This window comes from Streptomyces sp. TG1A-60 (assembly GCF_037201975.1).
Lineage (GTDB): Bacteria > Actinomycetota > Actinomycetes > Streptomycetales > Streptomycetaceae > Streptomyces.
Genome location: NZ_CP147520.1, coordinates 1,936,292 through 1,960,574 on the forward strand (window position 1 = coordinate 1,936,292; position 24,283 = coordinate 1,960,574).

Sequence of the window (24,283 nt, forward strand, 5' to 3'; positions counted from 1 at the left end):
GATCAAGGCCATCCTGCTCGACTGCCTCGGCTCCGCCCTGACCGGCAAGGGACGGCCCTTCCACCCGGAGCTGAAGGAAGAGGCGAAGGAGCGCAAGGAACGGGAGGGGTCAAGGACCTCCCGCAGCAGGACTACATGCACGGCCACCTGCCCTGGCCGTGGGGCCAGTTGTGCGCCGTCGCCGGACGGAGACGGGGACGCGAGGTGGGCCCCCTGTTCAGCCAGCTCATCGCCACCAACCCGTTCCACGGGTGGGCGGTCGAGGGGCGCTACTGCGACGAGACGTCCATCACCGAGGCCGACCTCGCCCGCCGTCTCGCCACCATGGCCGTGTCCCTGCCGGCCCCTCCGGCAGACGGGCCTCTTCCCGCCGCCTCTAGGCCGGCTGCTTGAGGAATCCCCCGTCCAGATAGGCCAGTTCCCCGTCGTTGCGCAGGGCCTCGACCGGCTGTCCGTCCAGGTGCGGGTCCTGGGTGCGGGACTCCATCGGGCACAGCAGCCACAGGCCGTGCGGCCCCTTGGACGGCAGGCGGGCGGCGGCCTGGAGGGCGACCAGGAACGTACGGCCGCCCTCGTCCCAGTAGCGGGCGATCAGGCCCGCGTCGTGGAGGAAGAGAATCGTGCGCGGCTCGGCGGAGCGGGCGGCGAGGTCGTCGGCGACGCGCTGCCACACGACGCGGACGAACGTGGCGAGCCCCGGCTTCACGCGGCCCGGCGCGGAGGCCGCGTCGGCGCGCAGGACCGTCCGCCAGTCCTGGCCCTTCTCCTCGACGAGCCGCGTGAACTCCCTCAGGAACAGGGCCCCGAGGTCGACGGGAACCACCGGGAAGCGGGCGGCGATCATCTCGGCCGTGCCCTGCAGACGGGCGGCCTTGACTGTGAGGGCGAGGAATCCGCCGCGGTCGGCGCTCTCGGTGAGCTGTTCGCGCAGCGCCCCGTGCGCGTCGTCGCTCTCGCGGCGCGCGTGGGCACGTACCGGAGGGAGCATGCTGGTGACCGAGCCCGTGGAGGACCAGGGACCGGTCGAGCTCGGCGCCGGAGGAAGGAAACGTCCGGCCTCGTCGTCGTGCCGCAGGTCGAAGCGGGCCGCCCGGAGCGCGTCCTCCAGCACCACGGGGGTCGGCTCCCGGCCGTCCGCCAGGACATCCAGGTCGGGGAAGCGGGCCCGCACCCGGGCGACGAGTTCGGTCGCCGAGATCCCCCGGTCCGCCCGGACACCGGCTCCGGCCTGCGAGATGCGCAGCGCGCGTTCCAGGCCCAGGTCACGCCGGTACAGCTCCAGGCGGGGTGTGTGGCGCACCGCGGACGAGGCCACGGCGGCGGCCAGCGGCACCAGATGTGTGTCGGCGAGCGGCGTGAACCCCTCCGGGGCGGGCACCGCGCGCAACTCGCGCACCACCTCCGCGCGTCCCGGAAGGGGCTCCCGGCCGGCGAGTTTCTCCGCGGTCGCACCCAACTCCGCCGCGTAGTCCGCCAGTTCGCGGGGGTTCGGGTCGTCGGTGCCGGGCAGGGACTCGGACGCCAGCAGTACCGTGTCGCCGCGCCGGTGGACAGCGAGGCGGGGTTCGTGCCCCTCTTCCTCGCGGGTCTCCGCCTCGACGGCCGCACGGACGACGGCCAGTGACCGGGCGAGCACCCGCTCGGGCGCGTCGTCCTGCGCCCCGTGCAGGGCACGCAGCTCCTGGGCGGCCTGCGACGCGGTCATCACACGGCCGAAGTTCCCGACCACCTCGACCAGTTCGCCGCACACCTCCCGCAGCCACCTGGCCTCGGCCCACCGCTTGATCTCCGCACGGTGGTGGCGGGAGACCGGCGGCTGCTTGATGCCCAGATGCTCGGCGATCCGCGCCTGCACGGGCCAGGGGCCCAGCGGTGAGAGGCCGCCGTCCTCGGGCGGCAGGCCGAGGGTGAGGCGTACGACATCGGCGCGGTGCGAGCCCTTGCGGCCGGACGGCGGCGTCAGCAGACCGGCCATGTCGTCGACCGACAGGATGCCCGTCACCCCGGCCCGCGTGTCCTCGTCCCCCGCCGGGGAGGCGGCCCTGCGCGCGGCCGGTACGGCGGCTTTCCCGCGCAGGGCGGCCACCCACTGGTTGCGGCGGCGGTTCAGCTCCTTGAGTACCAGCGGGCCGGCCCCCCGGGCCTTGCGGATCACGGACGGCTGGACGTCCAGCAGCTGCCCCACCGTGGTGGCGCCGAGACCGGCGGCGACCGTGACCGCACGCGGCGACAGGCCGGCCAGCTCCAGCTCGGTGCCGGCGTCGGCGGCGAGAGCCGCACGGTCCCGTGCCTGCTCCGTGCCCTCCGCCTCGGTGCCCACCGTGGACGGGGTGGTCGGCGGCCGGTCCGTGTCGGCGTCCCGGAAGACCTTCTGCCAGGCGTCCTTCATCTGCCGCAGCGTGTCGAAGCGGTGCTCGATGTCACGGTGCAGGGCACGCCGGAAGAACGCGGTCAGACCGGGCTGCAACGGCCGGTAGAAGACCTCACCGGCGATGTGCAGCTCGGCGGACTCGTTGGTGAGGGGGTCCGAGCGGCCGTCGCCCCACAGTGGCCGCTCGCCGCTCGCCATCTCGTGCAGGGTGACGGCCGCGGCGTAACGCTCGGCGTGGTCGTCGAAGTGGGGGCGGCGCACCGAACCGAGGAACGGATCGAGATAGCCGCGGGTTCCGGCCTTCACATCACGGTCGGAGGCGTCCGTCAGGGAGAAGTCGAACAGCTTCAGCTGCCAGGTGAAGTCCTTGCGGCGCTGGATGCCGAGGTTGTCCGGCTTGATGTCGCGGTGGCGGACACCGTTCGCGGCGAGCTGGTCGAGCGCCAGGAACAGGTTCTCACCGAAACGCTCCAGGTCGTCGTAGGTGAGCTGGCCCTCGCCGCGCAGCCGGGCACCGAGGGACTGCTCACCGGCGTACTCCAGTTGCAGGACCGTACGCGAACCGATCTCGCGCAGCCCGTCGCCGCGCAACTGGACCACGGCGCCGCCGCCGACCAGCTTCAGCGCGCGCTCCTCCGCGCGCAGCCGGTCGGCCTTCTGCTCGTCGAGCGCCACCTTGAAGACGCGTTCCTCGACGCGGACGGTGCCGTCGTCGTCCTCCACGGCACGCTCCACGAGCAGGGCGCGGGCCGTGGCCCCCGTGCCGAGGACCCGGCGCACCGACCATTCGTCGTCCAGGGCCTGGCCGGGCAGCGCCTCCAGCGGGTCGACGGCCTCGGTCGCCGCCGAGTCGGGGACGGCGCCGGCCCGTTCCGCCTCGTCGAGGAGGTCCAGGAACTCCTCCGCGGAACTGAGCCGGTCGTCGACGTCGGCGCGGGTGGCCCGGAAGACCAGGGCGTCGAGCGCGTCGGAGACGCCGTCGGCGACCGCGAACAGGTGCAGACCCGACTCGGTGCGCAGCCGCTCCTTGAGAACGCTGCGCTGCGGGGCCGGCGGCCTGCCGGTCAGGATCAGATAGGAGACGGCGCCCAGCCCGAAGACGTCCAGGTCCCCGGGGTCGGGGAAGGGCTGGTCGGTCTCGGGGGCGAGGTAGACGTGGGCCGCGTCCTCGATCAGCGCCGCGTCCAGCGCGGAGCCGCCGATGGACCGGAAGAAGGTGGCGTTGCTGTCGAAGTCGCGGGCCGCGGTCTGCCAGTCGGTGATACGCAGCTCGGGGCCTGCGCCCTCGCCCCGGAACGACACGTAGACGGAACGCGCCGCCAGCGCCCGGTGGTACAGCGAGCGGCTGTGGGCGTGCCGGACGGCCTCGGCGAGCTGACGCACGAGGTCGAGGCGGATCTCGGGGGTGAGCCTGCTGCCGTAGGTGTCCAGGTACTGGTCCAGGCGCAGGTCGGTGTGCCGGTGGCGGAAGAGGATCGCCGGGCCGCCCTCGTGGTCACGCAGCTCGACGGCGTCGACGATGCCCCGGTGCGTGATGCCCTGCAGAACCTGGTACTCACGGCGGGCCGCGCGCTCCGTCTTCCCGCGGTCCGCGTCGGTCGCGCCCTGGCTCACCAGGTAGATACGGACGCGGCCCTCCTCCTGGGCCAGACCGTCGTCCCGCTTGGCGAGGCGGTCCTCCCACGAGGCGCCCGCGTCGAGGGGGTGCGGCTCCATCTTCCAGGCGTCACCGAAACGCAGATGACCGGTCGACTGGCGGATGCCGATGGTCTTCAGCAGCTCGGGCAGCCGGTGCCGGGAGAACTCCTCGGTGATGCGCCGCTCGGGCCGGTCGGGGGGCAGTCCGAGGAAGTCCTGCCAGATGCGGCCGAGGCCGCTCGCGCCGTCGTCGCGCCCGTACACGCGAAGACGCTGGACGTCGTCGAGGTGGCTGACCAGGTCCGGGGCCGAAAGGAAGACGGCGGGCTCGATACGCGGAACCATCCGGTCGCTCCGGTAGAGCTTCCGGGCGGCCCACTGAAGCTGGCTGCGCAGTTCCTTGGACTTGAGGTCGTTGAAGTGCAGCGGGTTGTTGATGGTCCGGGTGCGGTCGGCACCGCGGAAACTCCAGGTGGACCCGGTGTTGCGGAGCTCGCCGGGATGGCTCTTGATCTCGACGAGGAAGAGGCCGGCGGGGACGGCGACCAGCAGATCGCACTCGTTGACCCGGCCCGACCGGGCGGTGAAGGAGAAGGTCGCCCAGGCCCGGTACGGCTCGGCCGCGGGCATCAGACGCCTGACGTGGTCCAGCGCGTCCTGCTCCCAGGAGTAGGGAGAGGGACGCTCCTGGAACCACTGCTGAGCGGGCCTGACCGGTCCCGGCTCGGGCACGGCCGGACCGGGTGTCCGCCGCGGCTCCCCTCCCGATGCTGCCACTGCGTCGGCCTCCTCACCGCTCGGCCCTCAGGGCCCGACAAAATGACGCACCATCAGCACCAGCGTCAGAAGAGCGTCAGGATGGTCGATCCTAGTCCGGCGGGAAAGCGACACGCACCTGCTCCTCACACCCACACTGAATGAAGCAGCAGGTCAGATGGCCCCAGCAGCTCTCACCGACTCCACCCTACGAGGGGAACCTCACCCGTACCTCACGACGTGGAACGTCAGGAAACGGGGAACCAAGTCGACAGGCGCTTGGCAATGGCCGGTACATCGATGTTGTCCTGCGCGACCTCCTCGACGAACGGGCCGGCAACGGAGACGGGCGGCGGGACGGTACTGGCGCTGACGCCGTTGAGCCGCAGGAAGACACGCATGGTAAGCCAGGCGGTGCGCTTGTTGCCGTCGATCAGCGCGTGATTGCGGGCAACGGAGTGCAGCAGTGCCGCCGCCTTCTCGTGCAGCGTGGGATACAGCTCGGCTCCGAACACGTTGGTCCGGGGCCGTTCGATCGCTGACACCAAAAGTCCCAGGTCACGCACGCTGTGCTCGGTACCGTTGACCTTGCGGGCGATGGCCAGGATCTCGTCGATCTGGATGTAGCGCACTTCGGTCACTTCAGGTAGTCCAGGATCTCCGCATCGCTGTCCATGAGCTCGGCCAGGACGTCATCGACCTTCAGCTCGGCCCGGTTCTGGGCGTCACGGATGGCCTCAATGGCAAGTTCCTGCTTGCTGCGGCGCTCCCGACGAGCCCGCTCGGTGAGCTTCGCGTCAAGGTCGTCGGGGAGTCGGAGTGTCATCGCCATATAGCGATGATACCGGACTGGTATCTAGGCGGCGAGGTGACACCAGCCACTCAAGACCACGGACCACGGCGCCGTCCCTTGCGGCCCGGTCGGGCCGCGCTCCCGGTTCCAAGGTGCGTGCGAAGGTGGCAGGACGCGCCGCCGCCGGGCAGGTGCGGTCGGACCCTCGAACCAAAGTCCTTGCCCCGTGCCGACGGCCCCCGGTCCGCGGCCCGGGCCGGAGAGGTCCGCGAGGTTGAGACTTTCGATATCCGAGCGTCAAAATTCTGCATTCCGCATCGCCACGTCGCCCGCGAGACCCGCGCCAGCCCTTGAAGCTGCAGCTCAGACCGTTTCCGCACAAGCGAACCTCAGCCGACGCATTCCGCGAGCGAAAACAAGTCGAACTGGCCACCTGGAATACAAAGGAGCAGGCCAGAGCGCCTTTGTGACGGGCTCCAAAATCGCCACACACTCCACATGATCCGGATCCGGTCGCCGTACCGGGAGTGCAGGTCACGGATGCCTTCTGCCGAGCTTTCGGTGACCGGGCAGGTCAGCGACCCGACGCCCAGGTCGGTCCGGGGAAGAAGCATGTCGCTCATGACGACGCGGATCGTGGGGCGGTCGATGCGGTAGGGCTCCGGCCGGTCGACGGTGGTGGTGCTGGTCATGGCAAGCTCCTGCGATTCGGATCCTCTGCCTGTGAGGGAAACCCGCCGAGCGGGCGTGGGCCTTCCACCCCGGCGTATCCGGTGGCGATCTCGTCGACCTGCTGGTAGCCGGTGCGCAGCAGGAAGGTGTTCAGGCGGCCGTAGGACTTGGCACCCAGGATGAAGAAGTCGGGCTCGGGGCTGCGGAGCTGGGCGATGCCGGTGGCGGGCTGGGTGAGGCAGTCGCCGCCCGCCGCGCCGAGCAGGGCGGCGGAGAGGTTCATGGGGGCGCCGGTGGCGTAACACTCGTGGATCTGGAGCTGACGGTAGAGGGTGTGGTCGCCGGTGTAGCCGGTGAGCGAGACGACGTGATCGGCGAGCACCTCGCGGGGACCGTCGGCGGTGGCGAGGCGTACGAGCACGCCCTCGCCATCGGGAGCCTGGGACAGGGCCTGGACGTGGGCGCCGGTGTGGACGGTAACGCGGTCGTGCGCGCCCGTCGCCAGGGCCCGTGCGGTGGAGACGAGTTCCTGGCGGCCCGGCAGAGTGTCCTCGGGGACGGCTCCCCAGTCGGGCGCGGGGCTGCGTACCACCCATTCGAGGCGGGTGCCGGGGAGCGCGGCGAGGTCCCGCGCGGCGGTCTGGGCGGACTTCCCGGCACCGACCAGGAGAACGGTTCCCCCCAGCGGTCGGGATCGTCGGCCGAGGGCAGGGTGCGGGTGATGCGGGAGTGCAGGGCCCGTTCGCCCGGGGCGGGGATGCCACCCTGCCCGAGGGGGTTGGGGTGGGAGTAGGTACCAGTGCAGTCCAGGACCAGGCTCGCTTCGGCGGTCTCCTCGCCGTCGGGGCTGTCCAGCAGAAGCCTGAAGGAGGCCGCCGCCCGGGTATCGGTGCCGATCTGTTCGTGCTTGAGAAGGCCGGTGCGTGCGATGGCAGCCACGGGGGTGCGGTAGCGGATCCGCCCCTCCAGCGCCGGGAGCTGTGCGACCGGAGAGAGTACTTCGCCGATGAGCTCATTGCCCGTGGGGCACGCGTCGCCCGTGGGCGCGTGCGGGAGACGGGCGCGCATCCGGCGCGAGACGTTCAGGTCCCAGGGGGTGAACAGGCGTACGTGACCCCAGCCGCCTACATGGGCGGCGACGGTGTCCGCCGCCTCGTAGACGGTGAACGGCCATCCGGCGTCGGCGCAGGCGAGGGCGGCGTCGAGCCCGACGGGTCCGGCGCCGAGGATCGCGACATGCGGTTGTCGCTGCTGCATGGTGGTGGACTTCCTTTCCCTACGTGTACGGGCGGATCAGACGGCGCAGTGGACGGGCCGGGGAAGGCTGCCGTCGTTCAGACGGGCGGTGAAGAACCGCTCGGTGACCAGCTCCTTGCCCACGACGAGCGGGGTGCCCGCGGGGGCGATATGCAGGTCGGGGCTGGTGGCCAGGTCGGCGCCGGCGGGGTGCCAGTGCAGGCCGTCGGCCGTGACGGTCAGTTCCGGGATGCTGGAGTCCTCGCCGATCTCCGCGCCGGTGTCCGAGAAGCCTCGGCGCAGCAGTGGCCGCACGGCGAAGTGACTGGCGGACAGGCCGAGTCCGGCCAGCAGTTCGGCGACCGCCGGGACCTCGTGAGTGTTGTCCGGGGTTTCGGTGAGGGCGACCCGCGGGGGCAGTCCGAGGTCGACGAGATGACGGATGCCGTCCAGGGTGCGCAGCCAGGAACCAGCGCCCCGGTGTGCGTCGTGCACGGCCGGTGTCGCGCCGTCGAGGGAGGTCTGGACGGTGAGCTTGCGGCCCGCGAGTGCAGCGAGCCCGGCGGCCCGCCGGCCGCGCAGCAGCATCGCGTTGGTCATGACGACGGTGGGCAGTCGCGTGGTGGCGTAGTCGAGGAGGCCGACGATGTCGGGGTGGAGGAAGGGCTCGCCGCCGGTGACGTACAACTCGGTGAACCCGGCCTCCACGGCCTTGTCGACGAGTGCGTGGAAGTCGGTCGCGGGCAGGGTGCGGGGTGCCGCCTTCGGGGACGAGGCGACCGCGCAGTAGTCGCAGGCAAGGTTGCAGTGAAAGTTGGTGTAGACCCAGAGCCGCGACGGGAAGTATGCCGTGCCGAAGAGGGGGACAACGGGGCGGTCGCCTTCCGTGGCCCCGGCGGACGCGTCCTCGCCCCAGCCGTCGTCCGCGGGTCGGAACCCGCCCGGCAGGGTGGAGCGGTAGAGGTGGAAGCGGCCGCGCGAACGTTCGCGCGGCGGGAGGATCTCCAGGCAGGTGGTCCACCAGCCGGTCTCGATGGTCTCGGTGAAGGTCTCGGGGAGCCCGGCGGCGCGCATCGAGGCTGCCTGCGCCTGCCAGTCGTAGGAGAGCGGGACCAGCTCGGCGGTCGGGCGCCCGCCGTCCAGGTCGAGGATCGCGTACCAGACCTCTTGACGGCCGTCGTTGGCCGGCTTGCCGAGCACTCCGACGTTCACCACCAGGGTGCCGTCGACCTGGCGCTGCCAGGGCAGGCCGCTGTGCGTGCACAGGACGACGTCGGCACCCGATGCCTCGGCCCGCAGGCGGTGCTGCTCCTCGGGGAGCGACTCCCACCAGAAGTCGTTCAGTGCCAGCGTCGAGCCGTGGACCATGTGCACGTCGACGCCGTCGATGGTCTCCCGGCGCTCGGTGGGCAGGGTGCCCATCCAGGCGGCGAAGTCGCGGTGGGTGGTGGCGAGCGTGTGGTCGTAGATCAGCTGGGCGTACTCGTTGTCCTTGGCGTCGCGGTAGCCGCAGCCGCAGTCGGTGTCGCCGCGCGCGATCGCCACGTCGTAGTTCCCGGCGACGCACTCGACGTCGTTGTCGGCAAGGATCGGCCACAGTGCGTTCACGTCGGCGCCGAATCCTCCCAGGTCGCCCAGGCAGAACAGGCGCTCGCAGCCGCGGGCGCGGGCGTCGTCGACGAACGCCTGGAGGGCGTACGGGTTTCCGTAGGGGCCTCCGCTGACTGCGATGCGCATGAGGACTGGTCTCCAAGATGTCTAAAGGGGAGGGAGAGAAGGAGCGAGTGAGAGAGGGGCTCAGGTCCGGGCGGTCCCCGTCGGGGCAGTGCGTCTGCGCCCGAACAGGCGGGGGCCCGCGGTGTAGCGGGTGCGGATGGTTTCCGGATCGACGCCGGCGAAGTACAGCAGTTTCAGGTACTGCATGAAGGCGATCATGCGCCATGTGCCGTGCGCGACGAGGCGGCGTGAGGAGGCCGTCGAGGTCGCGGGCAGCAGGCGCAGCCGGCCGTGGCGGTGCAGGCGCCGGGACATCTCCAGGTCCTCCATGATGGCCAGGTCGGGGAAGCCGCCGAGCCTGTCGAAGGCGGTGCGGCGGACGAACATGGCCTGGTCGCCGAAGATGTGGTGCAGTCGGCGGGCCCGGGCGTTCGACGTCCACGCGAGATAGTTCAGGCCGGGTGTTCTGCGGTCGAAGCGGATGGTGAGTCCGCCACCGACGACGGCCGGGTCGGCGAGAGCGGCCCGGATCTGGTCCAGTGCGTCGGGGTCGACAGCGGTGTCGGTGTGAACGAACCAGAGGATGTCGCCGGTGGCGTGACGGGCGCCCTCGTTCATCTGCCTGGCCCGGCCACGCTCGCTGGTCACCACGGTGGCGTGGAGGGCCGCGAGTTCGACGGTGGCGTCGGTGGAGCCGCCGTCGACGACGATCAGCTCGCAGTCGGGGAAGTCCCGGCACAGGCGGCTCACCGCACTGTGGATGGCGGCTTCCTCGTTCAGGACCGGGACGATGATCGAGACTCGGGGCGGGGTCAGGGGCATGACGTCTCCTCGGGCCGGAGCAGAGCGGCGATACGTGCCGGCAGCACCGGATCCGTGAGAAGCGCCGTCGCGTCATCGGGGGTGCCCGGGTCCCGCAGCGGACGGAGCGTCCCCATGCTCAGCCCGCCGTCATGGGCGAGGGCGCGGGTGGCGGTCGGTACCCGGTCCGTGCTCCAGACCTCCGGGCCGAGGGCGAACAGGGAGGTGTGGGGCGCGCGCAGGCCGATCAGGTAGTAGCCGCCGTCCAGTGCAGGGCCCAGTGCCACGTCATGGTTCTCCAGGGCGGTGAAGGCGGCGGTCAGATGGCTGCCGGTGAGGGTCGGTGCGTCGGTGCCGACGACCAGCAGGGGTCCCGCACCGTCGGCGAAGGCATCGGTCACGGCCGTGGCCAGGCGCTCTCCGAGGTTCCCGCCGCGCTGGAGCAGCAAGCGGACACCGGCGGGCACTGCCGCGCTGATGGCGTCCTCGCCTTCGCCCGGGGCGTAGGCGAGGTAGGCCCTGGGGGTGTGGGAGGTAGCCAGTTCCACGGTGTGGCGGATCAGTTCGGCCTGGAGAACCGCGCAGCGCAGAGGACTCAGCAGCGGGTGCAACCGGGTCTTGACCAGTCCGGGACGGGGCGCCTTGGCCATGATCAGGATGGCGGGAGTGCCCTGGGGGCCGGGGGTGTTCATGCGTCGAACCGGTAGACGAAGCCGGCCCCGGTCGTACGGTCCAGGGAAGGGAGCGCATGTCCGGCCAGCGTCGCGAAGATGTCCTTGCTCGCCTCCATGCGGTCGAGCAGGGCCTGCACCGGTTCCGGTTCGGTGGCGACTCCGTTGGCGTAGTCGGTGACGAAACCGACCAGGGCCATGGGTAGTTCGGCCTCCCCGGCCAGTACGACCTCCGGGCCCGCGGTCTGGCTGATGGCAGACACCCCGGCCGCGGCCAGGGCGGCCACCTCGGGGCGCGAGTTGAACCGGGGGCCATCGACATGCCCGTACACGCCGCGCGTCGCAACGGGCACCCCGGTCTGCTCGGCAGCGGTGATCAGCGCCCGGCGCAGCGGCTCGCTGAAGGGCCGATCGAAGATCCAGTGGCCCCGCCCGGCCTCGCCGGGAGTGTCGTACCGGGTGCACGGGGTGCCGTCGGGCAGCCGGTTGGCGGGGAAGTACAGATCGTCGAAGACGACCAGGGAGCCTGGTCGGACGGCCGGGTCGAGGGAGCCGCAGACGGTGAAGGACACGACGGCCTCTGTCTTGCAGGCCAGCAGAGCGGAAAGGTTCGCCTTGTGGTCGACCTGACTGGAGAGCCGGTGATGACCGGCGCCGTGCCGGGACAGCTGCACGATCTCCGTGCCCCGCAGGTGTCCTTCGGTGACGGTGACGACGCCGTGGTCCGTGACGACGGTCCGCTCGGCCGCCCCCTCCAAGTGGGGCCAGTCGTAGCTGCCGGAGCCGGTGATCACACCGATGCGCATGGACTACTTCTCCTTCGGTGATGTGCCGGACGAGCTGCCGGCGGGGGTGCGGACCTCGACGATCGGGAGCAGAGTGCGCAGCGCGGCGTTCTCGGCCGGGTCGAGTACGGCGTGCTGGACGCAGGCGGGGACGAGGGTGCCGTTCTCGGGGTGTGCCATGGCGTAGTGGCAGGCGGCCAGCCGCTCCTGGGTCTCGCGCAGCCCGGGGTCCTCGGCCTGCTCGCCGCGCTGCATCATCTCCCAGGCCGGGCCGACGACATCGGAGTCCATGAACTGGTGCATCACGAAGGTCACCGGACGCACTCGCATCCGGTGCCGGACCAGCCGCAGCACTCCGACCCGGCGGACGGTGCGGCTCAGCCAGCGAAGCGCCGTCACCGCCGTGGACGGGTGGCGGGCCACCACCCGCAGGACCCTGGCCGCGAGGAGGGCGGGCGGGGTGCCGGTGAAGGTCACCTTCCCGAAGTAGCGGAAGAACGCGTCGCGCACGGCGAGATCGCGTGAGTCGCCGCCGTCGAGGAACGGGTACCAGCCACGGCCGACGTAGAAGCCGTAGGCGGTGCGGTTGCAGCGCACGTCACCGTTCTCGAAGACCCGGTAATCCAACCGGGTTCCGGCGCCACGCTCGATCTCCGCCCACACCGCGTCCGGGGTCGCCTCGCGGAACTTCTCCTTCCAGCGGCGCTCGTCGCCGAGGAAGGCGGCGGGCTGGAAGGAGAACATGCCGTAGCCCATGGCCTGGCAGTCGCGGATCACGCTCGCGACCTCGTCGAGGTTGCCCGGGGTGACGGTCATGTTGTGGGCGAGGAAGAACCGTACCCCGTGCTCGCTCCGCAGACGGACGAGCATCGCCGCGAACCGTGCCCGGTAGGAGTTCAGCACCTTCTCGTTCGGCGGGCGTTCGATGCCGCGTCGGCCGTACATGAACTTGTCGAAGTGCGCGGCGAAGGACAGCCGGTCGAAGCGCCGTGTGCCGTCTGGGCCGAGCGCGAGCTGGGTGAGGTAGTCGTAGTCGAAGTCGCCGTGGGTGAAGCTCATCGGTTCCCGGCCGTGCTCCCGCATGATCGTCAAGGCGGCGGCATGGTCGTCGGGAGGGAGCAGGCTCACCTCGCCGCCGATGAGCTGGGTGTGGGCGCGCGGGCCCCGCAGTTCACGGAGCAGGCGCATCTGGGCCGTGACCTGTTCGTGGGTGTGGGGGCCGTCGACGCGTACCTGGTTCGCGTCCCGGGAGTGGTAGCAGGGGGTGCACTTGAGGTTGCACTTCGGGAAGACGCCGTGCGTGCCCTCGCAGCCGACACCGTGCCTGCCGAGGATCTGGCCGGGGGTACGCGCGGTCTCGGGGAGTTCCGCCCAGCGGCGTTCCATGGCCGCGGCGAACTCGGGGTCGTAGGGGCGGGTGGCGCGCTCGAGAGCTCGAAGCGTGGCGATGATCCGCATCAGTGGTTCTCCTGCTGTGTCCGGGATACCGCGAAGGCCCCGGCGGTGGGCGGGGCGGTGCGGGCCCGTCGCGGTCGTCGGGGCAGAGCTCGCCACAACAGCCAGGCGTAGAGCGGCATCAGGGCGTCCTCGACCAGTACGTACCAGCGCAGGGGCTGAGCGGCGTACGTGCCGAAGCAGCCGCAGTTGTCGAGGACGAGTCCGCGGGCGAACGCTTGGGCGGCGAGGACTGCCCACACCACTGCGACGGCGGTGTACAGCCAGACGGGTGCGGCCGCGCGGGAGCGGGGCCGGGCGAGGAACCAGACGGCCGTGACGGCCTCCGCGCCGATCAGTGCCACCGTCAGTGCGGTCGAGACCGCGCCGGACGTCACACCGTAGGTGCTGATGATGCCGGGCATCGCGTCGAACGAGGCGAGCTGGCCTCCTGCCATCGCCGCGAGTACGACGCCCAGGCCGATGCGGAGGATCATCGGCTCAGCCTTCTGCGCAGGCCGAGCAGTGCGCGGATGGCGCCGCTGCCCCGGGCCAGACGGGTGTAGACGTCGGCCAGTGCCGCGTGCCAGGGCCCGTCGGCGTAGGTGGGGTACGGGTGTACGGTGCGGGCGTAGTCGGAGGGCGTCCAGCCCAGACGTACTGCCGCCGCCAGATGGGCGATGGTCTCTCCGGCCCTCGGTGACACGACCGTCGCTCCGACGATCTTTCCGCGCGGGCCCAGGACCAGGGTGCCGAAGCCCTCGGTGCGGCCGTCGGCGACCGCCCGGTCGACCCGGTCGTTCTCCAGCGTGTGGACGCGCGCGGTGTCGCCGTACGTCTCGCGCGCCTCGTCGGCGGTGAGGCCGACGCGGGCGATCTCGGGATCGGTGTAGGTCACCCGGGGCACCGCGCGGTAGTCGATGGGGCGGCGCACACCCAGGAGCGCGTCGGCGGCGGCCGCTCCTCCCTGCGTACCGCCCAGGTGGGTGAATGCCGAACGGCCGGTGACGTCGCCGGCGGCGTAGATCCGGTGGTTGGCGGTGCGCAGCCTGCCGTCGGTCCGGACGTGACCGGTCTCGGTCAGCTCGACGCCGGCCTTCTCCAGGCCGAGCCCCTCGGTGTTGACCCGGCGGCCCGTGACGGCGAGCAGTGTGTCGTACGGGAGGGGGCCACCGGGCCCGTGGACGGCGCCGGCATCGACTCTCTCGGCGCGGTAGCCGGTCAGCACGGTGACTCCCTCTGCCTCCAGCCGTTCCCGCAGCACCTGCGAGGCCCGCGGTTCCTCTCGGGGCACCAGGCGGTCCATCGCCTCCACGAGGGTGACCTGCGAGCCGAGCCGGGCGAACGCCTGGCCGAGCTCGCAGCCGATGGGTCCACCGCCCAGCACCACGAGGCGCTGCGGGAGTTCGGTCAGCTCCCAGACGGTGTCGCTGGTCAGAGGTTCGGCCTCGGCCAGGCCGGGGACCGGCACCAGGGCCGGCGAGGAGCCGGTCGCGATCAGCGCGTACCGGAAGGAGATCTCCCGCCCGCCCGCGGTCAGGGTTCTCCGACCGGTGAAGGAAGCCGCGCCGCGTGTCACTTCGACGCCGAACGGGGCGAGCGCCTCGGCCGAGTCGTGCGGCTCGATCGCGCCGATCGCCCGCTTCACCTCCCCCATGGCAGCCGCCAGGTCGGCGCGGCCGGACACCGGCGGGAGACCGTAGGCCGCGGCGCGGCGGGCCGCCTGGACGTCGGCGGCCACATGCAGAAGCGCCTTGCTCGGTACGCACCCTGTCCACAAGCAGTCCCCGCCCAGCCGGTCCCGCTCGACGAGCAGCACCCGGGCGCCGAAGCGCCCGGCGGTCCGGGCCGCGGTCAGGCCGGCGCTTCCGCCGCCGATGACCACCAGGTCGTACGTACTCATCGTGTGGGCTCTCTCCGGTCGGTGCGCAGCAGTGGGACGCGAGGGGAACCCGGTGACACGCCCGCGGCCTTCCCTTCTCGGCCACACGATTCCCGCCCGGCGGGCCGGCCGGAATCATCCAGCCCGAACCGGCGTGTCCGAAGCGGAATGCGGAGCCCGCCCGGCAGGGTTCCCGGCGGCAAGCACCGGGGCGAGCGGTCGGCAGGCCACAACAGAGACGAGGACCGGATGGACGAACAGGACTGGCGACGCTTCATCGCCGCCTACCACCACGCGCATCCCGGCATCACCGAACAGCTCTTCACCCTGGCCGACACCTCCCCGTACGCCTGGCTGGCCGAACCGCTCCACGGCATCGAGGGCACGGTCCTCGACCTGGCCTGCGGTTCGGCACCCACCCGTGCGGAGCTGCCCGACGCCGACTGGATCGGGGTCGACCTCTCGGCCGCCGAGCTCGCCGAAGCGGCGCGGCGGGGCCGCGGGCCGTTGGTGCGAGCCGGCGCGGACGCGCTCCCGGCCGCCTCCGCGAGCGTCGCGGCCGTCTGCGCGGCCATGTGCCTGCCAGTCGTCACCCCCTTGCCGCAGGTGTTCGAGGAGATCCGGCGCGTACTGCGCCCGGGCGGGACGCTCGCGGCGCTGGTGCCCTCCCAGACCGGACTCTCCCCGTCCGGCATGCTCGGCTGGCTCCGGGTGATGACCGCCCTGCGCGCCGTACGCCAGCCGTGGCCCAACCCGCAGGCCCGCGACGGGCTGGCCGCCCTGCTGCGCGATGCGGGGTTCCGCGTCCGCTCCGACGAGCGCCGCGTCTTCACCCTCGCCATCGACTCGGCCGACGCCGCGGCCCTGCTGCCCGATGCCCTGTACCTGCCCGGACTGTCACCTCGGCGCGCCGAGGCCGCCAAGCGCTCCCTGGCGCGGTGGGCGGCGTCGGGGCGACGCCTTGAGCTGCCGCTGCGCCGCGTGGTGGCCGACCTTCCCACCGAAAAACCATCAGAGGAGCCGATATGAACCGTCCGGCAGCCCCCTCATCCGTAACCGAGCCCCCGCCGTCCGATGCGGCGGCCCCGGACAGGCCGGCACCGCGGTCGGCGCGCGCGGCGTGGGTACGACTGGCACTCCTGGTGGTCCTGCTGGTAGCGCTCGGCTCCTGGGTGACCTCGCCCCCGGCCGGTGCCTGAGCAGGATCCGGCGGGGAGCCTGCCGTGCTCGGGGAGATCGCCCCAGCGGATGGGTCTCTCATACGTGCGGCGGCGTCCAAGGACCTCCACGTTGCTACGGTCGGTGCATGCTGCTGGAGCGATTGCCGGACAGCCTCGCCGTACACGTCGAGCCGTTCGCGTTGTGCCGGATCCCCGTCGGCTCTTCGATGCGGCTGAACGCAGGCTGTACCTCCTGCGCATCACCGCCCCGGCCCGCCTCACCGAACCCGGTGTGGACGTCGCTGCGGCTTCCGCCGTCGTGCACGGGGCCAGTGCGGCGGTGGGGGACCGCGTGCTGGGCTGCGCCTTGCTGATCGCTGGAAAGGTGCCTCGGGGCGCCTGATCGACGAGGCTGTCGCAGGCTCTGCGCTGGGGTCTTTCATTACCCGTCAGAGGCGGGCGTGCGATGCAGTCGGCGTGCCTGGGTGTCGTAGTCGCTCAACACGTGCCTGAGCTGCTCCAGCGATTCCTCGGGGATGTCGGGCGGAGCGGACTCGGCCACGTAACGGGCGGCGGCCACCAGCGCCGCGAACTCGAAGGCGTGCGCTGTCGCCCGCAAGACGCCGGGCCGGGCCCACTCCAGCTGCATGATCAGCCCTTCGACGACAGGTATTGCTTGATCTGGCCGAGTTCCTTCTCGAAGTCGTCGTAGTCCTCTCGGATGCCGTTGAGGTACCCGCTCCAGCCGAGGCTGTTCTTCGCGTAGTGGACCGCTTCCTGGATCTCCTCGTCCGTGGCCCCGAAGAGCTTCGCCGCCTCGGTGTGGAAGAGCGTGCAGTAACGGCACTTCGTCTCCGAGTGCAGCGCGATCCCGATCAGCTCCTTGTACTTGTTCGGGATCAGCGTCTCGCCGAGCTCGAGCTTCTTGAAGATCTCCCACTCGTGGTCCAGCAGGTCATCGGGTATCCGGGAGAAGAAATGGGGAACAAGGCCCAGAGTCTCCTTGATCTCCGCCTCCACCTCGCTCCGGCTACGTCCCGCCATGGCGACCACTCCTCTCAGTCGAGCCGAACCAACCCCCTTCCGTCCACGCTAGGCCGCGCCGACGCCCCCTGCGACTCCTGTCTGAACCCAGCGCGTCACGCCACTTGGGCGGCAGACCGGCGGCGAACGCGTACCCCTGGTCCACCCATTCGGCCAGGGCCTCGTCCTCGGTTACGGCGGAGGCGTTGACGACGACCCAGCCGCGCATCGGGCGACCGGTGAAGTCGAAGACCCTCGCTCCTGGGCGCGCGAGGGCGGCGTCGGTGGCGTCGGGGCCGACCCGGACCATCAGGTCGTCGCCGATCACGCCCACGGCCATGTTGCCGGCGTGCAGGAAGGCCAGGCCGCCGACCATCCGCTTCTCCGTGACGTTCGGGTCCGCACCCAGGTGGGCCCGGATCCGGTCCGCCAGTCCCTCGTCGAAGGCCATGACCGTCCTCGTGACCGGATGGCACCGCTCTTGGCCCCGCTGCTCAACCAAGCCCTGAGCAGACCCCAACACGTTGATGAGGTGCATTCGGCCTAGGCTGGCGTCAGGTCGTCCAACGCGCTCTGAAGCGTCGCGCGGGTCACCGGTGGCGCCTCAGCGACCTTCCGGAGGTCTTCACCGGTCAAGTACCGATGGCTCTGCGACGGATGGAGCGATCCGGAGGCTCGCAGCGCGGCCAGCGGCACCCGGGTTTCGAAGGTGATCGCTTCTTCGAGTGACAGGCCGCTGGCCTGTGTCGCGCCACTCATGTACTCGTCGTACTACCCCTGACACAACACACACCAGACACCCCACCTAGCGTCACGGAACGTCACTGCCGAGAAGCGGATGGGCAGGGGCAGCCAACAGCTCGGCAGCCAGCGCCCCAGCCACTTCAACGTGCCCACCTCCATACAGCTGGCGGCTCCGCCCGGCGGTCGCCAATCGCGCACGACGATCCATCAGAAACTGCGCCGTTCATGCGTCAAACGTGCGTCAGATATGCCTCAGATATACGTCAAGATATCGCACCTAACGCATGTAACGCCCATAACGCACACTCGGAGAAATGCCAGGTCAGCGGCCCTTTTCGACAGGCTCAAGGATCGCGACGCACTCCACATGATGCGTCATCGGAAAGATGTCGGCCTGGGCGAGTCGCGGAAAAGCCCAGGTCAAAGCCGGATCATCGACTTCCTGTCCCGGGCGCGGGCGCCCAGAGCGTCAAATGAGCGTCATGACCAACAGTCCATCCCTCCTCTTCGGGCGGAAGAGGCCGCCACGACCAGCTCACCTGCACGAGCCCGCTCCCGTTTACTCTGGACGCAGGCTCGAACATCATGACCCGCACCGCTTCTCAGACCGCCATAATGGAGTCATGCCCTCCAGCTCACAGCCCGCCTCACCCACGCCGAGCGACATCTCGGGCGCAGTCGCCGAGGACCTCGCGCTGTACCGGGAGAAGTTTCGGCTCCGGCTGCCGGAGTCGCTGGACGAGTTGCACGGCCCGACCCAGGGGGTCGTGGTGCTGCCACTGCACATGGCCTGGTCGGGGATGACCTCGTACGACATGAGCAAGCCTCGCCAGCGCATGGGCCTGTACCGCACCGTCCTGCACGAGGGTCTGCGCGATGACCTGCCCCGGTACCTCAACCAGGATCTGCTCCTCCAGCTGTGGCCGGTGCTGCGCACACTCGTCGGCCGTACCGTGCGCGCCGTGTGGGAAGACGCCTTTCCCAAGCTCGCGTCCCGCACCCGGGCGGCCGCGTGACAGACATGCCGGAGCTGCACACGCGGCTCCTGGCGGATGTGATCGCTCTCGGCTCCCCGTATCCCCTGGTTCTCACCGGCGGGTATGCCGTGCGGGCGCATCGCCTCGTGAACCGCCCGAGCCAGGACCTCGATGTCGCCACCGAGAACCCGGCGCCCATGGCCGACATCGCCGCCGCCCTCGGCGCCGGCCTGGAAGCCCGCGGCTGGAAGGTGCACGCGCTGGAGACCGCCCCGCTGTCCGCCCGCTTCACCGTGACCGACCCGGTCACCGGGCAGGAATGCGAGGTCGACATCCTCAAGGAGATCTTCTGGCGGCCGGTCGCCCAGAGCCCGTACGGACCCGTCCTCGCAGAGGAGGACGTGATCGGGACCAAAGTCCGCGCCCTCGCCGACCGCGGGGCGCCCCGCGACCTGATTGACGTGTTCGCGGCCTCCCGCCGCTGGAGCAATGCCGAGCTCGAGGAGTTCGGCCGCCGCCACGCGCGTGGCCGCTTCGAGCGCGAGGATCTGCAGTCGAACCTCACGGGCGCCGAGTGGACCGACGACGAAGCCTTCACTGCCTACGGCCTGGACGAGGCCACCATCAGTGCTCTCCGCACATGGGCCTTGGAGTGGGCCGAAGACCTCGCGACCCGGCTCCTTGAAGAGGCCGATGAGCCGGACATCGACTAATCGCGTCCGGACGAGATCACAGCTGCAAACGATGCCGCGAGCTTGTCACAGCAAGCACGCCGGGCAAGCTGCGGCCCCATCGGGACGGTGACCAACTGGGGTCATCCCTCGTGCGCGCCTATGAACCTGGCCTCCAGGCCCTCGACCGTAGGGAAGGCGGCGTGAACAGGGCAGAGTGCCGCCGGGATGCGTACGCCGGGTCCGGCGTCAGCCGAACGCGCGGCCCGTCATGGGACGGCCCTGGCAGTCCAGAGTCTACCTCGCCGTGTCTGGTCGGTTATCGGCAAGGTGACCGCAAAAGGCGACCGGCCGCCCGGGCATGCGGGCGGCCGGACCGGTATCACGCACCGTCACATGCGGAGCGCAACGCACTGGCGCAACAGCGGTTCCAGGTGCAATTGAGTGTCCTCGCGGTCGAACACCTGAAGAGCGTCGAGGCAGTTGACGATCCACCGCCCCTCGTCCTCGTCCTCGATCTTGAGTGCCACAGCAGTCACCGCGCCCTCCAGATCGAAAGGGCCGTCCTTGAACTCGTCGTCGAGGGCCCGGTACCCAGCGGCAAGCAGCGGGTCCGCGTACACGCCGGCCGCCTCGGCCAAGGCGCGGGCCTCGACCCGGTCCGTGCGTAGGTTTGCCAGGCGGCGCAACACCTCGTCGGGGTCACCCAGTTCGCCATGCAGGAGATGTGCTCGGCTGACCAAGAGCGGCCAGCCACCGGTCAGCTCGTGGAGACGGTCCAGGCGGTCCTCCGTGTGGAACACGTTGACACGCTGAGCCCAGCCCCGCAGGCTGCGGCGGTCGTGACGGCGCAGGACCACCGGGGCTGCCGAGGTGGGTTCGGTTCCCATCAGTAGGGTCCGCCACAGGGCCAGTTGGGTGGTGTCAGTGACGAGGACGACCGCGCGGGTGACTCCCGGGGTGACGGGCAGCAGCGTCTCAGCCAGGTCGACGGCTTCCCGGCAGGTCTCAGGCCGCACCGGGTCCCGGTAGTTGACGAAGTCACTGATGACGACACGTCGTTCGCGAGGGCGTCCTCCGGTGAGCTCCTGCTTGTAGACGCTGGGCTTGCCGACGGGCGGCAGCGTCCAGCCATCGATCGGTCCGGCGATCGTACGCAAGGTCCGGGCGACGTCGGTGACTCCGGTAGCAGAGGTGCCGAGGACGACCCTGGTCCGGCTGGACCGCTCGCCCAGGAGGTCGTCGAGCTGAGTGTTGGTCAGCGGAGCCGGCTGGCCGTCGGGGAGTTCTGGGCGGCCTTCCTGCACGATGCTTTCCTGGAGTTCACAGTCCTGTTCGGCCCTGAGCAGGCGGGCCTCCACCTCGTGGGAGGTCCCGATCATGCGCAGGGCGTTGGGTCCGCGCAGATGCCAGCCCAGGCCGTCGTGGTTGGGCGCGAGGATACCAAGCCCGACCATCTCGGAGAGGTACGCGCGGAAACCCTCGGTGTCAAGCTGTTCGAACCCCTTGCGCCAGTACGTCTCGCACTCCTCGCGCAACTCGGTGTCGCTCAGCCGCACCTCGAGGCCGTGATGGCGGGCGTGGTACGCCAGCACGTTGGCGATCACGTCGTAGCGGTGGTCAAGGCTCAGTGTGTCCTTGAAAGCCGCCGAGATGCCGTCTCTGAGCGCGGCGTCCGACTCCACGACCTCGATGTCGGTCACCTCCACCTCATAGGAGGGTCCCTCGGCTCCGCGCCGCGCCCGCTTGCGGTGCATCAGCTCGACCAGCCGGTGCCCGAACATCTGGAGCAGGAAGGGCTGGTAGGAGCAGTAGCCGAGCACCCGGTTGACGAGATCCAGGTTTTTGAACTCGAACCCGAGCGCCCGCATCGGCTCGACCAGCAGCTCGGCCGCGGATTGGGGAGCCAGCGGACCGATCACCTTCGGGGTCTGCGCGAGGTGGCCGAACGGCCCGTTGCTCGCGAGTTTGGAGAAGCGCTGCACGGAGTGCAGTCCGGCGAAGACGACCTTGGCGCGGTCCTTTGTGTCGGACCCGAGGCCCTTGAGTTTCTTGGTCTGGTCGAAGCGCGGGGCGTCCGCCTCGAAGAACTGGTCGCACTCGTCGAGCAGGACCAGCAGACGGCGGCGCGAGTCCCCGTCCAGCCATGCGCGGATTCCGACGCGCACCCGCTCGGAGATCTCCTGCCGTTTCCTTCGCCCCTGCGGCCGGTCGTCGAGTACCTGCGCCTCGGTCAGCTCCCGCTCCAGGACGCTCCACAGCGTCACCGGACCGAACGAGCTGCCTTTACCGATGTTCTCCTGGTCGAGGTTGACGTACACCGCCTGGTGGTAGCCGGGGCGTTGCTCCGTGAACCGTTCCCCGGCGTCGGCGAGCAGTGCCGACTTACCGAGCCCCCGGCCGCCGTAGATGACCTGGGTGCCGCGCGGGTCGAGGATGCTCTTGCGTTCGGCGTCACGGCCGTAGAACATCTCGCCGCCGATCCGGCCGCGCTTTTCCCTGATGTATGGGTTGACGCCCGAGAAGGGCAGCAGTGTCTGCGTGGCGGTGCTGACCTGGCGATTGCCGCGGGCAGCGAGATAGGCGAGGGCGGCGTCGTCCACGACCAGCAGCGGCTGCAACCGGCTTGCGCCGACGGCGAGTTCGACGCGGGCCTCGCGGCTCAGCGTGCCGAAGTAGACGACGAGGAGGCTCGCATCGCTGGTGTCGCGCTCTGCCCAGCTCATGACGACCTTGGCAGGCGGTCTGCCCCAGACCATCATCACCCGCAGATTGCCGCCCTGCTCCCTGATCTGCGAGCCGAACGCGGGCGCCTTCGCCCTGCCGTTGATCTCCACTCCGGTCGCTTCGAAGAGACGGTATTCCCGCCGGTGCTGGGACCGGTCGTCAAGCGGCCTGGCGCTCTTGGCGTCGTACCCGAGGAGCTTGAGGAGCGGGGGCACCTGTCTCGTCGGAGCCACTTGGAGCCGGTCCTTCCGCTCGACGGCGGCCAGCGCGCGCCACTCGTCGAGGGCCTCGGCCGCGAGTGCCGCCTCGTCGGTGGAGAGGCTGCCGTAGTCCAGGACGGGAAGCGTCGGATGCTTACCGCCGGACCGGACCAGTTCGACGAGGTCGTGGTCGATGCCTCCCGGCAGGCCGTCGGGCACAGCCGGGAAGAAGTCGGGCAGGTGGGACTCGCCTCCCTCGATCTCCGGGACGGGTTCGCCGATTTCCAGGAAGTAGACGAGGTCGGCGGCGGTAGCCAGGTCGTTCGTCTCCAGGCGCCGCAGCACCTGGGCCCGCTCCTCCGCGGTGGGGTCCAGGGCATCGAGCCGGGCGCGGATCCGGTCGGACGCTTGCTGCCGGAAGGCGGGCAGGTCACTTCGCACCGTGTCGAGCGCCCGCCGCACGTCCAGCAAGTCGTGCCGGTCGCCGCCTTCGAGGCGGTCATGGGCGTCGGCTAGCAGCTCCTGTAGGCCCAAGTCCTGATCCTCGGTCACGGCACCGTCGGCCTGCGCGCGGTGCACCTCGGCGACGAGTTCGGCGTGTGTCTTCCGCAACTCCGTGCGCCGGACGGCTTCCCGGTCGTCGATCTCAGCGTCCGCGGGCGGGACGAACTCACCAGCCCGGGCGGCGGGCAGCAACTCTTGTCCGGCCAGCTCTACGATGCTACGAGCCGCGGTGAAGGCGTCGTGGGAGAGTCGCTCGTCGAGGGCGTCCTGCCAGCTCCGGTCGACCGCGGTCAGCAGCTCGTCGAGCGACGGCCGCTCGTCACAGGTGTCGCACACCTTCAGCAGTTCCGCGTCCAGGACGATTTCTGGGTCAACCGGAGCGCCGGAACGCCTGGTCACGCTGCCACCAGCCAGCATCGCGAACAGTTCCTCCATCGATGCGCGAGCCGCCCAAGCCGTCGCGGCGGCGATGGCGTCCGAGCGCCGCGCCATCTGCTCCAGCTCGCTCAGCGAAGCCTCCCTGCCGTCCAGCAGGGACTGGCGCAGGGAGGAGATCTCCTTGGCCGCCCGGTTGCCGTCGGAACGGTCGCCGCGACGGATACCTTCGACCGCCAGGCACCACTCCTTAACCAGGCTGACGGCTCGCTCCACCAGGTGCACCAGATCCTGCCGCCCTGAGCCCTGCAGCGGCTTGCCGCTGGACGAGCGGTGTCTGCGGTCCATGCGGTCGATCTCGCTGTTGACCTCGGCCAGTTTCGCCAGCCGCTCGGCCTGCTCCCGCACCTGCTGTATCGCGTCGCGGTTGTCGCCGACGACGGTCATGAGCAGCGATCCGAGCATCCCGTCGTCGGGGGCGAGCCAACGCTTGGCGATCTCCGTCGCCCGCGCGAACCGCAGCCTCTGTGGCACGAGCAGGGCACGGCTCTGCTCACGCAGCTCCCGCAGCCGGACCTCTGTCTCGGAGACATCGGCGACCAGCGGGGAAGCGATCAACAGGGCACCGCTGAGGGCACGGTCCGCGACGGTGGTCGCCGCCTCCGCGAGCCGGTCCGGGAGTCGGGGTGCCAGCGCCTTGAGCTGAGCGCCTGCCGAGTGGTCGCCGGTGATCAGTGCGGCACGCAGCAGGGCAGGCAGCACGAGGAGTTCGCTGCCCTCGGTGTGGTGGCCCGCGTATCCGCCGTACTGCTGGAGCAGGTCCGCCGTCAGCCGGGCGCCCTGGCTGTCACCGGATGTGAGCAGCGCGGCGGCACCTGCCAGGCGGAGCGCCGCCACCTGGGGCTCGGGGTGGCCGGTGGCCCGCGCCAGATGGTGGGCGAGTCCGAAGCGTCGATCCGCGACTAGATGCGCCAACGCCCGCTCGGCTACGGCGTCGTCGGAGGCGTCACCCACGGCTGGCCCCGCTTCCCGGACGGGCGTGTCCTCCTTGAGACAGATGGAAGGTGCGGCGGACACCGACACGGGCTCGCCCGGGTCCATGAGGGGTACCGGGTCGCTCGCGGCGGGAGGCGTGGCATGCGCATCG

22 protein-coding genes are annotated in these 24,283 nt (G+C 70.5%); 5 read left to right on the forward strand and 17 right to left on the reverse strand.

The features are described from left to right. Positions 1-135: 135 nt before the first annotated feature. A complete protein-coding gene (locus WBG99_RS07850) occupies positions 136-393 on the forward strand; it encodes a hypothetical protein (protein ID WP_338895634.1) in 258 nt (85 codons plus the stop codon). Here WBG99_RS07850 and pglW read toward each other — a convergent pair. The 12 genes from pglW to WBG99_RS07910 form a co-directional block, all read right to left on the reverse strand. Continuing rightward, a complete protein-coding gene (pglW, locus tag WBG99_RS07855) occupies positions 377-4,786 on the reverse strand; it encodes a BREX system serine/threonine kinase PglW (protein WP_338895635.1) in 4,410 nt (1,469 codons plus the stop codon). The genes WBG99_RS07850 and pglW overlap by 17 nt on opposite strands. A gap of 227 nt (positions 4,787-5,013) precedes the next feature. After that, positions 5,014-5,406 (reverse strand): type II toxin-antitoxin system death-on-curing family toxin, encoded by a 393-nt coding sequence (locus WBG99_RS07860; RefSeq protein WP_338895636.1) that lies wholly within the window; start codon positions 5,404-5,406, stop codon positions 5,014-5,016. Next, on the reverse strand, positions 5,403-5,597 hold the full coding sequence (locus WBG99_RS07865) for a ribbon-helix-helix protein, CopG family (RefSeq protein ID WP_147995503.1): 195 nt from the start codon (positions 5,595-5,597) through the stop codon (positions 5,403-5,405). Before WBG99_RS07865 ends, WBG99_RS07860 begins: the two co-directional genes overlap by 4 nt. A gap of 350 nt (positions 5,598-5,947) precedes the next feature. Further along, the gene (locus tag WBG99_RS07870) at positions 5,948-6,250 is read right to left on the reverse strand and encodes a hypothetical protein (protein WP_338895637.1); all 303 of its coding nucleotides are present in this window, start codon (positions 6,248-6,250) and stop codon (positions 5,948-5,950) included. Next, positions 6,247-6,822, reverse strand: a complete 576-nt coding sequence (locus WBG99_RS07875; protein WP_338895638.1) for a hypothetical protein — start codon at positions 6,820-6,822, stop codon at positions 6,247-6,249. The genes WBG99_RS07870 and WBG99_RS07875 overlap by 4 nt, the downstream gene beginning before the upstream one ends. Before the next feature lie 701 nt (positions 6,823-7,523). Continuing rightward, positions 7,524-9,203 (reverse strand): radical SAM protein, encoded by a 1,680-nt coding sequence (locus WBG99_RS07880; RefSeq protein WP_338895639.1) that lies wholly within the window; start codon positions 9,201-9,203, stop codon positions 7,524-7,526. 60 nt (positions 9,204-9,263) lie between these two features. Further along, positions 9,264-10,004, reverse strand: a complete 741-nt coding sequence (locus WBG99_RS07885) for a TIGR04283 family arsenosugar biosynthesis glycosyltransferase (protein ID WP_338895640.1) — start codon at positions 10,002-10,004, stop codon at positions 9,264-9,266. Beyond that, positions 9,995-10,675, reverse strand: a complete 681-nt coding sequence (locus WBG99_RS07890) for a TIGR04282 family arsenosugar biosynthesis glycosyltransferase (protein WP_338895641.1) — start codon at positions 10,673-10,675, stop codon at positions 9,995-9,997. Before WBG99_RS07890 ends, WBG99_RS07885 begins: the two co-directional genes overlap by 10 nt. Next, positions 10,672-11,460 (reverse strand): MTAP family purine nucleoside phosphorylase, encoded by a 789-nt coding sequence (locus tag WBG99_RS07895; protein ID WP_338895643.1) that lies wholly within the window; start codon positions 11,458-11,460, stop codon positions 10,672-10,674. Before WBG99_RS07895 ends, WBG99_RS07890 begins: the two co-directional genes overlap by 4 nt. A 3-nt stretch (positions 11,461-11,463) precedes the next feature. Then, entirely contained in the window at positions 11,464-12,897 is a 1,434-nt protein-coding gene (locus WBG99_RS07900; protein ID WP_338895644.1) for a radical SAM domain-containing protein, read from the reverse strand. Beyond that, positions 12,897-13,370 (reverse strand): MauE/DoxX family redox-associated membrane protein, encoded by a 474-nt coding sequence (locus tag WBG99_RS07905; RefSeq protein ID WP_338895645.1) that lies wholly within the window; start codon positions 13,368-13,370, stop codon positions 12,897-12,899. The genes WBG99_RS07900 and WBG99_RS07905 overlap by 1 nt, the downstream gene beginning before the upstream one ends. After that, on the reverse strand, positions 13,367-14,776 hold the full coding sequence (locus WBG99_RS07910; protein WP_338895646.1) for an FAD-dependent oxidoreductase: 1,410 nt from the start codon (positions 14,774-14,776) through the stop codon (positions 13,367-13,369). The genes WBG99_RS07905 and WBG99_RS07910 overlap by 4 nt, the downstream gene beginning before the upstream one ends. Before the next feature lie 228 nt (positions 14,777-15,004). Here WBG99_RS07910 and WBG99_RS07915 point away from each other — a divergent pair, with 228 nt between their 5' ends. Beyond that, a complete protein-coding gene (locus WBG99_RS07915) occupies positions 15,005-15,784 on the forward strand; it encodes a class I SAM-dependent methyltransferase (RefSeq protein WP_338895647.1) in 780 nt (259 codons plus the stop codon). A gap of 333 nt (positions 15,785-16,117) precedes the next feature. After that, positions 16,118-16,318: a hypothetical protein gene (locus tag WBG99_RS07920; protein WP_338895648.1), complete on the forward strand. Its 201-nt coding sequence runs from the start codon at positions 16,118-16,120 to the stop codon at positions 16,316-16,318. Positions 16,319-16,357: 39 nt separating this feature from the next. On the opposite strand, the gene WBG99_RS07925 is transcribed toward WBG99_RS07920, so the two are convergent. The 4 genes from WBG99_RS07925 to WBG99_RS07940 all read right to left on the reverse strand — a co-directional run bounded on the left by WBG99_RS07925 (position 16,358) and on the right by WBG99_RS07940 (position 17,697). Next, positions 16,358-16,564 (reverse strand): hypothetical protein, encoded by a 207-nt coding sequence (locus tag WBG99_RS07925; RefSeq protein ID WP_338895649.1) that lies wholly within the window; start codon positions 16,562-16,564, stop codon positions 16,358-16,360. A gap of 2 nt (positions 16,565-16,566) precedes the next feature. Then, positions 16,567-16,959: a carboxymuconolactone decarboxylase family protein gene (locus WBG99_RS07930; protein ID WP_338895650.1), complete on the reverse strand. Its 393-nt coding sequence runs from the start codon at positions 16,957-16,959 to the stop codon at positions 16,567-16,569. Next, a complete protein-coding gene (locus WBG99_RS07935) occupies positions 16,946-17,389 on the reverse strand; it encodes a TfoX/Sxy family protein (protein ID WP_338895651.1) in 444 nt (147 codons plus the stop codon). The genes WBG99_RS07930 and WBG99_RS07935 overlap by 14 nt, the downstream gene beginning before the upstream one ends. 92 nt (positions 17,390-17,481) lie before the next feature. Then, positions 17,482-17,697: a hypothetical protein gene (locus WBG99_RS07940; protein WP_338895652.1), complete on the reverse strand. Its 216-nt coding sequence runs from the start codon at positions 17,695-17,697 to the stop codon at positions 17,482-17,484. Between the two features lie 608 nt (positions 17,698-18,305). Between WBG99_RS07940 and WBG99_RS07945 the strand changes: the two genes are divergently transcribed. Both WBG99_RS07945 and WBG99_RS07950 read left to right on the forward strand, forming a co-directional pair. Continuing rightward, positions 18,306-18,698, forward strand: coding sequence for a hypothetical protein (locus tag WBG99_RS07945; protein WP_338895653.1), 393 nt, complete (start codon positions 18,306-18,308; stop codon positions 18,696-18,698). Positions 18,699-18,703: 5 nt separating this feature from the next. Further along, positions 18,704-19,372 (forward strand): nucleotidyl transferase AbiEii/AbiGii toxin family protein, encoded by a 669-nt coding sequence (locus WBG99_RS07950; protein WP_338895654.1) that lies wholly within the window; start codon positions 18,704-18,706, stop codon positions 19,370-19,372. A gap of 350 nt (positions 19,373-19,722) precedes the next feature. Here the strand turns inward: WBG99_RS07950 and WBG99_RS07955 are convergent, their stop codons facing one another. After that, positions 19,723-24,150: a hypothetical protein gene (locus WBG99_RS07955; protein ID WP_338895655.1), complete on the reverse strand. Its 4,428-nt coding sequence runs from the start codon at positions 24,148-24,150 to the stop codon at positions 19,723-19,725. Positions 24,151-24,283 lie beyond the last annotated feature (133 nt).

Coding starts and splice junctions, on each gene's coding strand:
- WBG99_RS07905 (WP_338895645.1), bottom strand. CDS start 13,370: ATGATCCTCCGCATCGGCCTGGGCGTCGTACTCGCGGCGATGGCAGGA.
- WBG99_RS07910 (WP_338895646.1), bottom strand. CDS start 14,776: ATGAGTACGTACGACCTGGTGGTCATCGGCGGCGGAAGCGCCGGCCTG.
- WBG99_RS07950 (WP_338895654.1), top strand. CDS start 18,704: ATGCCGGAGCTGCACACGCGGCTCCTGGCGGATGTGATCGCTCTCGGC.
- WBG99_RS07880 (WP_338895639.1), bottom strand. CDS start 9,203: ATGCGCATCGCAGTCAGCGGAGGCCCCTACGGAAACCCGTACGCCCTC.
- WBG99_RS07865 (WP_147995503.1), bottom strand. CDS start 5,597: ATGGCGATGACACTCCGACTCCCCGACGACCTTGACGCGAAGCTCACC.
- WBG99_RS07935 (WP_338895651.1), bottom strand. CDS start 17,389: ATGGCCTTCGACGAGGGACTGGCGGACCGGATCCGGGCCCACCTGGGT.
- WBG99_RS07890 (WP_338895641.1), bottom strand. CDS start 10,675: ATGAACACCCCCGGCCCCCAGGGCACTCCCGCCATCCTGATCATGGCC.
- WBG99_RS07915 (WP_338895647.1), top strand. CDS start 15,005: ATGGACGAACAGGACTGGCGACGCTTCATCGCCGCCTACCACCACGCG.
- WBG99_RS07900 (WP_338895644.1), bottom strand. CDS start 12,897: ATGCGGATCATCGCCACGCTTCGAGCTCTCGAGCGCGCCACCCGCCCC.
- WBG99_RS07940 (WP_338895652.1), bottom strand. CDS start 17,697: ATGAGTGGCGCGACACAGGCCAGCGGCCTGTCACTCGAAGAAGCGATC.
- WBG99_RS07925 (WP_338895649.1), bottom strand. CDS start 16,564: ATGCAGCTGGAGTGGGCCCGGCCCGGCGTCTTGCGGGCGACAGCGCAC.
- WBG99_RS07885 (WP_338895640.1), bottom strand. CDS start 10,004: ATGCCCCTGACCCCGCCCCGAGTCTCGATCATCGTCCCGGTCCTGAAC.
- WBG99_RS07895 (WP_338895643.1), bottom strand. CDS start 11,460: ATGCGCATCGGTGTGATCACCGGCTCCGGCAGCTACGACTGGCCCCAC.
- WBG99_RS07850 (WP_338895634.1), top strand. CDS start 136: ATGCACGGCCACCTGCCCTGGCCGTGGGGCCAGTTGTGCGCCGTCGCC.
- WBG99_RS07870 (WP_338895637.1), bottom strand. CDS start 6,250: ATGACCAGCACCACCACCGTCGACCGGCCGGAGCCCTACCGCATCGAC.
- WBG99_RS07945 (WP_338895653.1), top strand. CDS start 18,306: ATGCCCTCCAGCTCACAGCCCGCCTCACCCACGCCGAGCGACATCTCG.
- WBG99_RS07930 (WP_338895650.1), bottom strand. CDS start 16,959: ATGGCGGGACGTAGCCGGAGCGAGGTGGAGGCGGAGATCAAGGAGACT.